General features: G+C 42.5%; 10 protein-coding genes. All 10 read left to right on the forward strand.

All coding sequences use genetic code 11. The annotated features are described in order from the left end of the window. The first annotated feature begins 154 nt into the window (after nucleotides 1–154). The 10 genes from A3GS_RS0109215 to A3GS_RS0109260 all read left to right on the forward strand — a co-directional run bounded on the left by A3GS_RS0109215 (nucleotide 155) and on the right by A3GS_RS0109260 (nucleotide 11,755). Nucleotides 155–1,897 carry an ABC transporter ATP-binding protein gene (locus tag A3GS_RS0109215; protein ID WP_018365115.1) on the forward strand — a complete coding sequence of 581 codons (1,743 nt, stop codon included), beginning with the start codon at nucleotides 155–157 and terminating at the stop codon, nucleotides 1,895–1,897. Then, on the forward strand, nucleotides 1,887–3,632 hold the full coding sequence (locus A3GS_RS0109220; protein ID WP_018365116.1) for an ABC transporter ATP-binding protein: 1,746 nt from the start codon (nucleotides 1,887–1,889) through the stop codon (nucleotides 3,630–3,632). The genes A3GS_RS0109215 and A3GS_RS0109220 overlap by 11 nt, the downstream gene beginning before the upstream one ends. A 492-nt stretch (nucleotides 3,633–4,124) precedes the next feature. Next, a complete protein-coding gene (locus tag A3GS_RS0109225; protein ID WP_018365117.1) occupies nucleotides 4,125–5,021 on the forward strand; it encodes an ABC transporter ATP-binding protein in 897 nt (298 codons plus the stop codon). Next, the gene (locus tag A3GS_RS0109230; RefSeq protein ID WP_018365118.1) at nucleotides 5,008–5,748 is read left to right on the forward strand and encodes an ABC transporter permease; all 741 of its coding nucleotides are present in this window, start codon (nucleotides 5,008–5,010) and stop codon (nucleotides 5,746–5,748) included. Before A3GS_RS0109225 ends, A3GS_RS0109230 begins: the two co-directional genes overlap by 14 nt. Next, entirely contained in the window at nucleotides 5,748–6,842 is a 1,095-nt protein-coding gene (locus A3GS_RS0109235) for a sensor histidine kinase (protein WP_018365119.1), read from the forward strand. Before A3GS_RS0109230 ends, A3GS_RS0109235 begins: the two co-directional genes overlap by 1 nt. Next, the gene (locus A3GS_RS0109240; RefSeq protein ID WP_018365120.1) at nucleotides 6,839–7,435 is read left to right on the forward strand and encodes a response regulator transcription factor; all 597 of its coding nucleotides are present in this window, start codon (nucleotides 6,839–6,841) and stop codon (nucleotides 7,433–7,435) included. Before A3GS_RS0109235 ends, A3GS_RS0109240 begins: the two co-directional genes overlap by 4 nt. A 367-nt stretch (nucleotides 7,436–7,802) precedes the next feature. Further along, the gene (locus tag A3GS_RS0109245) at nucleotides 7,803–8,963 is read left to right on the forward strand and encodes a hypothetical protein (RefSeq protein ID WP_018365121.1); all 1,161 of its coding nucleotides are present in this window, start codon (nucleotides 7,803–7,805) and stop codon (nucleotides 8,961–8,963) included. A 569-nt stretch (nucleotides 8,964–9,532) separates the two neighbouring features. Further along, the gene (locus tag A3GS_RS0109250) at nucleotides 9,533–9,817 is read left to right on the forward strand and encodes a chorismate mutase (RefSeq protein ID WP_018365122.1); all 285 of its coding nucleotides are present in this window, start codon (nucleotides 9,533–9,535) and stop codon (nucleotides 9,815–9,817) included. A 19-nt stretch (nucleotides 9,818–9,836) separates the two neighbouring features. Then, nucleotides 9,837–11,192: an anthranilate synthase component I gene (trpE, locus tag A3GS_RS0109255; RefSeq protein WP_018365123.1), complete on the forward strand. Its 1,356-nt coding sequence runs from the start codon at nucleotides 9,837–9,839 to the stop codon at nucleotides 11,190–11,192. Then, nucleotides 11,189–11,755, forward strand: a complete 567-nt coding sequence (locus A3GS_RS0109260; RefSeq protein ID WP_018365124.1) for an aminodeoxychorismate/anthranilate synthase component II — start codon at nucleotides 11,189–11,191, stop codon at nucleotides 11,753–11,755. Before trpE ends, A3GS_RS0109260 begins: the two co-directional genes overlap by 4 nt. The last annotated feature ends 120 nt before the right edge of the window (nucleotides 11,756–11,875 follow it).

Raw genomic sequence — 11,875 nt, forward strand, 5'->3', positions numbered from 1 at the left:
GCGCCCATTGTATCCTAGTAATTGAGCATATCTATGTTTCTGTGAAAAATAGGAAAGGTCTCTTTGACTTTTTCAAGGTCATGGCTCTACGTCAAATCTCTTCACTTCATAGAAACGTTTAACGGCCTTGTATCTTAGTTAAAGAAAGGATTTTATGTCTATCATTAAGAAATTGTGGTGGTTTTTCCGTTTGGAGAAGCGTCGCTATCTTGTAGGAATCTTAGCCTTGAGTCTAGTTGCAGTGCTAAATCTGATTCCTCCTAAAATCATGGGGAGTGTTATTGATGGTATCACAGATGGTCACCTGACGCATTCCCAATTGCTATGGAGTCTGCTTTGGCTGGTCTTAGCGGCTCTTGCTATGTATCTTTTGCGCTACATCTGGCGCATGTATATTTTTGGAACGTCTTACCGTCTGGGGCAGTTGATGCGTCGCAGGCTGTTTGAGCAGTTCACCAAAATGTCTCCTTCTTTCTATCAAAATTACCGTACAGGTGATTTGATGGCTCACGCTACCAATGATATCAATGCGCTTACCCGTCTGGCTGGTGGTGGTGTCATGTCGGCTGTTGATGCTTCTATTACGGCCTTGGTTACTCTGGCGACTATGTTTTTCACTATTTCTTGGCAGATGACCTTGGTTGCGGTTATTCCTCTGCCTTTTATGGCTTTTGCTACCAGTCGCTTGGGACGAAAAACGCATAAAGCTTTTGGTGAATCGCAGGCTGCCTTTTCAGAGCTTAATAATAAGGTTCAGGAATCGGTGTCTGGGATTAAAGTTACCAAGTCTTTTGGCTACCAAGCTGATGAGCTCCGCTCTTTCCAAGAAACTAATGAGATGACTTTTGAGAAGAACATGACTACCATGAAGTACGATGTCATGTTTGATCCTTTGGTGCTTTTGTTTATCGGGGCATCTTATGTTTTAACCTTGTTGGTGGGTGCCTTCATGATTTCTGCCGGTCAGGTGACTGTCGGTAGTCTGGTGACCTTTATCACTTATCTGGATATGTTGGTCTGGCCGCTGATGGCTATTGGTTTTCTTTTTAACATGGTGCAGCGTGGAACGGTTTCTTATGAGCGAATCAATGACTTGCTTGAACAGGAGTCCGATATTCAAGATCCTGAACATCCTGTGACGCCTGCGCTTAATGGCCGTCTGGAATACGACATCAATGACTTCCGTTATGAGGATGAAGAAACGCTAGCTGATATCCACTTTGTACTTGAAAAGGGACAGACCCTTGGTTTGGTTGGTCAGACTGGTTCTGGTAAGACTAGCTTGATTAAGTTGCTCCTGCGTGAGTATAATGTAAACTGCGGTATGATTAAACTTAACGGTCATGATATTTGTGACTACAAATTGGCTGACTTAAGGCACTTGATTGGCTACGTGCCTCAGGATCAGTTTCTTTTTGCGACAACTATCCTAGAGAATGTTCGCTTTGGAGATCCTGCTCTGCCATTGTCCAAAGTAGAAGAAGCCACCAAATTGTCACAAGTCTATGATGACATTATGGCTATGCCTGAGGGATTTGATACCCTTATCGGTGAAAAAGGTGTCAGTCTATCTGGTGGTCAGAAGCAGCGGATTGCCATGAGTCGTGCCATGATTTTGGATCCAGAGATTTTGATTTTGGATGATAGTTTGTCAGCGGTAGATGCTAAGACTGAGCATGCTATTATCGAAAATCTCAAAGAAACACGTCAAGATAAGACAACTATTATTACGGCTCACCGTTTGTCAGCGGTGGTACACGCTGATCTCATCTTGGTCATGCAGGATGGTCATATCATTGAGCGAGGCAAGCATGAAGAGCTTTTGGCTCAGGGTGGCTGGTACGCAGATACCTATGAAGCCCAACAATTAGAAATGGAGGACAGCGATGAAAAATAATGCCAATCAATGGCGCGTGTTTAAGCGTCTCATGTCCTATCTTAAGTCATACAAATGGCTGACAGCGCTAGCTTTGGGGCTCTTACTTTTGACGACAGTCGTTAAGAGTCTGATTCCGCTGATTGCTTCCTACTTTATTGACCATTTCTTGAAGAATATCAATCAGACGGCTATGCTAATTTTGCTGGGCTACTATCTCATGTATGTCTTGCAGACCCTCATTCAGTATTTTGGTAATCTCTTCTTTGCGCGTGTGTCTTATAGTATTGTTCGTGACATTCGTCGTGATGCCTTTGCCAATATGGAGCGATTGGGTATGTCTTATTTTGACAAGACGCCAGCAGGATCGATTGTGTCGCGCATCACCAATGACACCGAGGCCATCAGCGATATGTTCTCAGGAATTTTGTCCAGCTTCATTTCAGCTATTTTCATTTTCACAGTGACGTTACTGACCATGTTGCGTCTGAACGCGGTGCTGACAGGCTGGGTAGCGCTTTTCCTGCCTTTCATCTTTATCTTGGTTAATCTCTACCGCAAAAAGTCTGTGCAAGTCATTGCCAAGACCAGATCGCTCTTGTCTGATATTAATTCCAAGCTGGCAGAGAGCATTGAGGGAATCCGCATTGTGCAGGCCTTTAGCCAAGAAGACCGTCTCAAGGATGAATTTGAAGCTATCAACGAGGAGCACTACCAGTACGCTAATAAATCTATGGCGCTGGATAGTCTTTTCCTTCGTCCTGCCATGTCCCTCTTGAAATTGCTAGCTTATGCCATCCTCATGGCCTACTTTGGTTTCCGTGGCATGGAGCTTGGTATTTCTGCGGGGCTCATGTACGCCTTTATCCAGTACGTCAACCGTCTCTTTGACCCACTCATTGAAGTGACGCAGAATTTCTCTACCCTCCAGACCTCTATGGTCTCTGCGGGGCGCGTCTTCGACCTCATCGATGAGACTGGCTATGAGCCTTCTCAGGAAAATAGCAGAGCTAAGGTTCAAGAGGGAAATATCACCTTCAAGAACGTTAGTTTTTCTTACGATGGCAAGCATCAAATTTTGGACGATATTTCCTTTGAAGTGAAAAAGGGTGAAACCATTGCCTTTGTTGGTTCAACGGGTTCTGGGAAATCGTCCATCATCAATGTCTTTATGCGTTTTTATGAATTTCAGGATGGGCAAGTCCTCTTGGACGGTGTGGATATTCGTCAGTACAGCCAAGAAGAGTTACGCAAGAATATTGGTCTGGTGCTGCAAGAACCTTTCCTCTATCACGGTACTGTTAAGTCCAATATTAAAATGTATCAGGATATTTCTGATGAGGCTGTTCAAGAAGCGGCAGAGTTTGTTGATGCGGACCAATTTATTCAGAAATTACCTGACAAGTATGACACGCCAGTGGCCGAACGCGGGTCAAGTTTCTCAACTGGTCAGCGTCAGCTCTTGGCCTTTGCCAGAACAGTGGCCAGTCAGCCTAAAATCCTGATTTTGGACGAGGCGACAGCTAATATTGACTCTGAAACCGAGCAAATCGTGCAAAACTCTCTTGCCAAAATGCGTCAAGGACGCACAACCATTGCCATTGCCCACCGCTTATCTACCATCCAAGATGCCAACTGCATTTACGTGCTGGACAAGGGCAAGATTATTGAGTCTGGCAGCCACGAGGAACTTCTCGCCAAGCAAGGGACCTATCACAAGATGTACCAGCTTCAAGCTGGCATGATGGGGAAGTGACAATATTTTGAGTGAAAAGCGTTTCATACTAAGTAAAACCTTTAAGGAAGAATCTGCTTCTTTAAAGGTTTTTTTGTATATTTAGACTTCTCATAATTGGTTGATAGGCTTACCCGATTTGATCTCCTACTATCAGATTTTCTCAAGGAAATGCTGTATTTTCAAGAATCAAACCACAGGGTGGAAAGCGAGTTGAATATTAACAGGAGAGTATTTATTCTGTTTATGGAGGTCTTCTTGTCTCTTTTTCATGCTAGGCAATATGACTTTTGTCACGTCTTGTCATGACATTATAGGCTAAAAAGCGCAGCTATTTTCCAGTAGAATAAAGGCATAAAGAAAGGGAGCTATATCTCATGAAAAATATAACCTCTGTCATCATTTATGGCATCGTTGCAGTTGTTTTTTGCAGGAGTGAGCATCTTTACCGATACTTATGGTGATTGTCCAGTCATCTATTAGATCGAAAAACATGAAATGGAGGAAAATAATATGACGAACACTGTTATGAGCGTTTCAAACTTATCCAAGCAGTTTAAAACGAAAAAAGTTTTGCAGGACATTTCTTTTGAGGTCAGAGAAGGTGACTGTCTGGCTTTGATTGGTCCCAACGGTTCGGGAAAAACAACCCTCTTTAACTGCCTGCTGGGAGATTATGTGCCAACAGGAGGAAAAGTGACGGTCCTTGGTCAGTCAGCGCAAGCTTTGCAACTGAAATCTAAAGTTGGCATTCTTTTCCAAGAAAATCAGACTGAGCAGAAGCTCAAAGTTTCAGAGCTTTTAGACTTTCAAAAAACGATTTATTCTAATCCCTTATCCAATCAGGAAATTGATGATTTGCTGCAATTTACAGCGCAGCAGAAAAATCAGTTTGCTGAAAAGCTCTCTGGCGGTCAGAGACGTCTCTTGACTTTTGTTCAAGTGTTAGTGGGTCAGCCTGATATTCTCATTTTAGACGAACCAACAGCTGGCATGGATACCAGTACCCGCAAGCGTTTTTGGGAGATTGTTGCTGAGCTAAAGAGGGCTGGTAAGACCATTATTTATTCCAGCCATTACATTGAAGAAGTGGAACATACGGCAGACAGGATTTTGGTCTTGCACGAGGGAAAATTGCTGCGCGATACAACGCCTTATCTCTTGAGAGCTGAGGATAAGGAAAAAGTCTTCACTTTGCCTGTTGACTACCTATCAGTTATTAAAGGACAGGCTATTAGTGACCTAAACGTTAAGACAGATACCATTTCCTTCACCACCAAACAGCCGCAGCTCATCTGGGACTTGCTGGCAAAAGCCAAATGCCCGATTGAGGATATTGAAATGACCAATCGTACGCTTTTAAATACGATTTTTGATATGGCAAAGGAGAGAGACCATGAAAACATTTAAAGCCATTTTATATAAGGAGTACCTTATCAATAAGCGCTCGCTTTCAGACTTGATTTTAGCTATTGGGATGCCTATTGGTTTCTTCCTGCTTTTCACCAGTATTTGGGCAGATAATATGCCTAAGGAGCAGCAAGTCTTTTGGGTTCGCCAATATATGATACAAATGACAGCCTTTTCCAGTCTCAGTTTTGCTTTCTTTACCCTGCCTTATGCTTTTCAAGAAGATCGTAAAGGAAATCGTTTTAAAACAATCGTCCATAGTCCGGTTCCTCTTTGGCAATATTATGTCAGCAAAATTCTGAGCATTTTGGTTTATTTTGCTTTATCTATCATAGCGGTTTTTGCTATCGGCCACTTCGTTAAGGGTGTCAATATGTCTGCTGGGGATTGGCTGATGAGTGCAGGGCTTTTATTTGTAGGAGCAGTCTGTTTTATGCCTTTTGGTGCCCTTTTTGCCCACATCAAATCCTCACAGACCTTATCTTTAGTTGCCAATATCTTCTACATGGGCATGGCAGTCTTAGGTGGACTTTGGATGCCAGTACAAACCTTCCCTGACTTTATGCAAAAAATTGCTAAGTTTACACCGACCTACCATCTCAACAATCTCTTTATTTCTTACTTCAAAGATAATTTTTCTGTTCGCTCCCTGTTCATTCTCGTAGGATATGCTATCATAGTTTTAACAATTGCTTTGGCAGTCGGAAAAAAACTTGAGGTAAAATGATGTTTCGCCTTTTTAAGAATTATAACTTGCTTTATTATTTGGCTTTGATTTTTATGGCCTATCCCATTGCTGGAGCTCTTTTTCTGGGTTATCCTCTATGGACTTTAGTGCCAACAGCTCTCTTTGCTTTTTCCTATGTCGTTCTCGTGAGAATTTCAAAGACTTACCACAAGATAATTGCGGTTCTTTGGCTTTATTCTCTAGCTTACACGGTCTACATGTCGTGTGTTTATGATGGTGGATTCGCCTGGTTCTTCTTTTTTCACAGCAATCTTTTGGTTTGGCGTTTTCGAGATAAGGTTAGATCCTATCGAGCACTCAGCTATTTTCTAGCTCTATTGATAACGGTTATTGGCGGGGAGATACGAGCTACTAGCTTTATTGAACACGTTATGGTGACCATTGTTCCCATCTTCATTCTCTTTATGACTTACTCTCAGTATAATCTGCGAGTAGAAGGTGAGATGCAGGATGAACTATATCAGAAAAATGAGACAATCAATCTCTTAGCCGCCGAAAATGAGCGCAATCGGATTGGCCGTGATTTGCACGATACGTTAGGGCATACCTTTGCTATGATGACCTTGAAGACGGAGCTGGCGCTGCGGCAATTGGACAAGGAGAAGTTGGATGCTGTCCGTCAGGAATTGCTAGATCTCAACCAGATTAGTAAAGAGTCCATGAAAAATGTCCGTGAGCTGATTAACAATCTCAAATACCGCACGGTAGCTGAAGAGTTGGACAATATCGCAGAGATGTTTGCTATGTCAGAGATTGACCTGATGATAGATAATCGGCTGGACTTAGCTGCGCTATCGCCAGTTATCCAGTCTAGCATGACCATGATTTTGCGCGAATTAGCCACCAATATCATCAAGCATGCTAGAGCCAATCAGTGCCATATCAAACTCTACAGGGGTGACAAGTTGATTGTTGATGTTAGCGATGATGGCTGTGGGTTTGGCCAGTTGACTGGTGAGGAGCTGCATTCGATAAGGGAACGTTTACAACTGGTCACGGGAGATGTCATGATTTTATCTAGTCAAGATCCAACCCTTATACGTGTGACTTTAGAAGAAGGAGGCCGACAATGAAATTACTAGTTGCTGAAGATCAGTCCATGCTGCGCGATGCCCTCTGCCAGCTTTTACTCATGGAAGATGATGTGGACAAGGTCTTACAAGCCAAGGATGGATCAGAAGCTATTAGCATTTTACAAAAAGAAGTGATTGATGTAGCTATCTTAGATATTGAAATGCCAAAGAAAACAGGACTTGATGTTCTAGAATGGGCTAAGAAAAACAGCAATGTCAAAGTTGTCATGGTCACTACGTTTAAGCGCGTGGGTTATTTTGAGCGTGCTGTCAAAGCTGGTGTTGATGCTTATGTCCTCAAAGACCGCTCTATTTCAGAGCTTATGTCAACCATCCACAATGTTTTAGCTGGCAAGAAAGAATATTCGCCAGAGCTTATGGAGACTATCATGAATCATGATAATCCTCTGAGTTCGCAGGAGATGAAGATTTTGCACTTGGTTGCCCTCGGTAAGTCCAGTAAGGAAATTGCGAGTAAACTTTTCCTTTCCAATGGCACTGTCCGTAATTACATGACCTCTATCTTTAACAAACTAGGTGCTAGCAATCGTGTCGAAGCCATTAAAATTGCTCAAGAACGAGAGTGGCTGTGATGCAGCATAAAAATTTACAGAATGAATATAATAGTCCTATAGCTACTGGAAATTTTGCTATTTCTTTGACTCTAGGACTTTTTAGTTTGACATCTTGTGTCATGATTTTTATGTGGTGATAGGTTGATGCGGTTTGTATAGCCTTGTTTCCAGTTAGCAATGGTATTGTGCGATTTATAGGGGATTTATCTTGAGTTCAGCTAGCCTAAGCGATAAGTGACTAAAATCTGTCTAACCTATCTTGTTCCTAAAAGAATACTAGCCTGAACAAGTTGAAACCAACCTCTGTCGTTTTGATTTTAAAAGAGCAGTATTTTACAAACTCAGGCTGTCATATTATAATAAACAAGTAGAAAGTGAGGTTTTTTTGAAGGAAAAAAGAAATCAGCTTTACCTGCCTGATGATGTGGTAGAGCAGTTAGAATTAGTATCAGGCCAGCCTATTCAGGCAATTTTAGATAGCAACCATTTGGTTATTCAAAAGCAGGCGGAGCGCTCGATAAGAGATCTTCCCAGTTGGATTATGTTTTTGGCAACAGCCCTATCTGCGCTGATCTTTTTTATTATTGTTAGTGCCCAGAAAATAAAGCAGGTGCCCTTAACTGGGGATTATTCGATTACAGCCTTTCTCTTGACGTTGGGTGCAGGTGTTGGCTTGCTTTTTTTCACGATTCACTTTATTTTAAATCGGGCAAATTTTCTGGGAGATTTAAAAGGCCGTGTTTTTTGGCGGATATTGCCAGTCGTTGTGGCTTCGTTTGCGGTTATCATTGTTTTGGGGCTCTTGGGTTTTGCCTGGCTTTTGGGACAATTATTTGCGGGAGCTTCCTTTGACCAATTCACCTCGACCGTTTTATTTGCGGTTATGACCTATGCGGTCATCGTGGTTTTTAGTCAATTGGCCAAGTCTATTAAATCCAGTTGGTTGACCAGCCTCTTCACTGTAATAATGATGAGCGGCGTCTTGATTGCCATGGCGACTAATAGCAGCAGGCGCTGGTGGCAGGTTAACCTCAGCTTTTTAGGGACCCAGCGGGCGCGTGATAGTTGGCAGTTCAATATTACACTAATGTTGTCAGCTCTTATTTTGATAGCCTTGGTGGACTACCTCTTTGTGGCACTCAGTCAACGTTATGGCAAATCATGGCGGCTAATTGTTCTACGGGTATTGTTGACTCTATTGGGACTCGATTTAGGCGCGGTGGGTTATTTTCCCAATGATGCTAGCTCGCATGCCATTCATACTGATATGGCGGGTTACTTAGTCTATATTATCATTGCCTTGATTGTCGGGGTTAGATGGCTACTCCCCAATATCACCAAGGACTTTATGATTACCTCTTATGTCATTGGTGGTGCCTTGGTTCTTTTGGAAATCGCCTTTCAGGTCATTCACTACTTGTCACTGACAGCTTTTGAAATGTCAGCCTTTCTCCTTGCTTTTACTTGGCTAGTTTTACTCCTCAATCGTTTGGAAGCTCTGATTACTCCAGAAAAACGAGTCGTTTATTTACAATTGGAAGACTAGATTTCCTTATTATTTCTGTCTGAAAGGTAAAAATATTCGGAAATAATAAGAAAAAATTGGTATAAGGGCTTGACATTTATCATTCTTGTAGTAGAATGTAGATATCAGAAAGTAGCAAGGATTTGTTTTCAGAGAGCTTGTGGTTACTGTGAACAAGTAGCAGGTAGTTGTGAAAATTGGGCTGATGAGATAAAACGAAGATAAAACATAGTCTTCAGGTGCGCACCCCTTATCGTGCAACTCCTTGTTAGAGGAGATAGAGATTACGGGAGTAGATTATACAATCCGTAAATTGAGGTGGCACCGCGCTAGATTTGACTAACGTCCTCACACAGATTTTTCTGTGTGAGGTTTTTTGTTTTTATGACTAATGAGAATTCTAAATCATAGGAATTCTGGACGGCACTCCTTATCGTGCAACTTCTTGTTAGAGGAGATAGAGATTGCGGAAGTAGACTATACAAATCCGTGAATTGAGGTGGCACCGCGCTAGATTGACTAACGCCCTCGCACAGTGTTTTTGCTGTGCGAGGGTTTTGTTTTCTGGAAAGGAAGTAGGAGAGAAGCCCATGAGAAATTTAACTCAAGTTAGAAGAGATATTGATGACTGCGATAGTCAGCTTATTCGCCTTCTAGCGAAAAGACAAACTTTGGTTGAAGAAGCTGGATGGCTAAAACCTAAAAATGATGAACAGGCGATCCAAGCATCTGACCGAGTAGCTCAAATTCTTGAGAGATGCCGTCAACAAGCTGTTGATGTGGGTTTATCACCCGACGTTGCAGAGGCAATCTGGCGAGCTATGATTGATGCCTTCATTACTTTGGAAAGAAGAGCAAATAATGGTAATGATTAGTAAATAGAAAGAGGCTTTTATGCAAAAGATTTTAAATGCAGATACCTTGACACCGATTTCGGCTTACATGCGTGTGCGGGGCAATCACAAGGTTATCTTGGAGTCCATTCCCCGTGATCGTGAGAATGCCCGCTTCTCTATCATTGCTTATAACCCCGTCTTTGAGGTTAAGTATCAGAATGGCACTCTTTATGAAAATGGCAGAGCTATTGAGGCTGATCCACTGGACTACATGAGTCAGCTGACGGTCAAACAGCATTCCTCGGATTTGCCCTTTGCTGGTGGCGCTATTGGCTTTGTTGGCTATGATATGGTTGGTCTTTATGAGGATATCGGTCAGATTCCAGAAGATACGATTGGCACACCTGATTTGCATTTCTTTATTTATGAGTCTTATCTGATTTTTGATCATAAAAAAGAAAAGATTTTCGTTGTTGAAGACAGTATCTACAGTAAGCGCAGCAATGATGCTGTCAGACAGTCTTTGGCAAAGGTTATTAGCGATTTGCAAAGACAGGCGGTCAATGAATTTAGCCCTCAGGATTTGGAAAGTCTTACCTTTAAAAATCATCTAGAGCAGGCTGAGTTTGAAGAGATGGTCACCAAGGCTAAGGAACTCATTCGTCAGGGAGACATGTTCCAGTGTGTCCTTAGTCAACGATTTTCAAGTGATTTTTCAGGTGATCCGCTAGACTATTATCGCAATCTACGTGTGACTAATCCCTCTAATTACCTCTATTTTTATGATTTTGAAGACTATCAAATCATCGGTGCTAGTCCAGAGAGTCTGGTTTCTGTTAAAGATAGTATCGTGACTACTAATCCTATTGCAGGGACGCGCCCGCGAGGTAAGAGTGATGAAGAGGATTCCAAGTTAGCTGATGACTTGCTTCAAGATGTCAAGGAAACCGCTGAGCATCGCATGCTGGTTGATTTGGGCCGCAATGATATTGGCAAGATTGCTAAAAATGGTAGTGTTCGCCTGACAAAATACATGGAAGTGGAATTCTTCCGCTATGTCATGCACTTGACTAGCGTAGTGAAAGCTGAGCTGCTAGATGAGCTTAGCGCTATGGATGCCCTTAAGTCAACCTTACCAGCTGGAACAGTATCAGGAGCCCCTAAAATTCGGGCTATGAAACGCATTTATGAGCTGGAAAAAGAAAAACGTGGTATCTATGCGGGAGCTATCGGTTACCTGTCAGCTAGTGGTGATATGGACTTTGCCATTGCCATTCGTACCATGATTCTCAAAAATAATAAGGCTTATGTGCAGGCAGGAGCAGGGATTGTCTATGACAGCCTTCCTGAAAATGAATTTTACGAAACCATTAACAAGGCCAAGGCCATGACGAGAATAGGAGATGCCAGATGATTTTATTGATTGATAATTATGATTCCTTCACCTACAACCTAGCCCAGTACTTGGGGACTTTTACGGAGGTTGAAGTGCTTCGTAATGATGCTGACGCACTTCACGAGAAAGCCCATCAAGCAGATGCCCTAGTCTTTTCACCAGGACCAGGTTGGCCAGCTGACGCGGGTAAAATGGAAGCCCTCATTCAAGATTTTGCAGGCAAAAAACCAATTCTGGGTATTTGTCTGGGACATCAAGCTATTGCTGAAAGCTTCGGTGGTAAACTGGGGCTAGCCAGGCAAGTCATGCATGGCAAGCAAAGCCAAATTATCCTACAAGCTGAGTCGCCTATTTTTAAGGGAATTGCCAGAGAGGTCCCCATCATGCGTTACCACTCCATCGTCGTTGAGGAGATGCCAGCAGACTTTGAAGTGACAGCTATTACGACAGATGATCAGGAAATCATGGCGATTCAACACAAGAGCCTGCCCATCTATGGGTTACAATATCACCCTGAAAGTATCGGTTCACCAGATGGTTTAAAGATGATTGAAAATTTTGTTGGGCTAGTCACTCAATAGTTTAGTCCAGCAAGGACAGATCTAAAAAGATTAGGAGAGATCTTGTCGCAAGCTTGCAGGAGTCAAAAAACTGGGAATTTATCTTGCTATCAGGCTGGAAAGAATCAAGAAAGAGGGAAA

Source organism: Streptococcus caballi DSM 19004, assembly GCF_000379985.1.
Lineage (GTDB): Bacteria > Bacillota > Bacilli > Lactobacillales > Streptococcaceae > Streptococcus > Streptococcus caballi.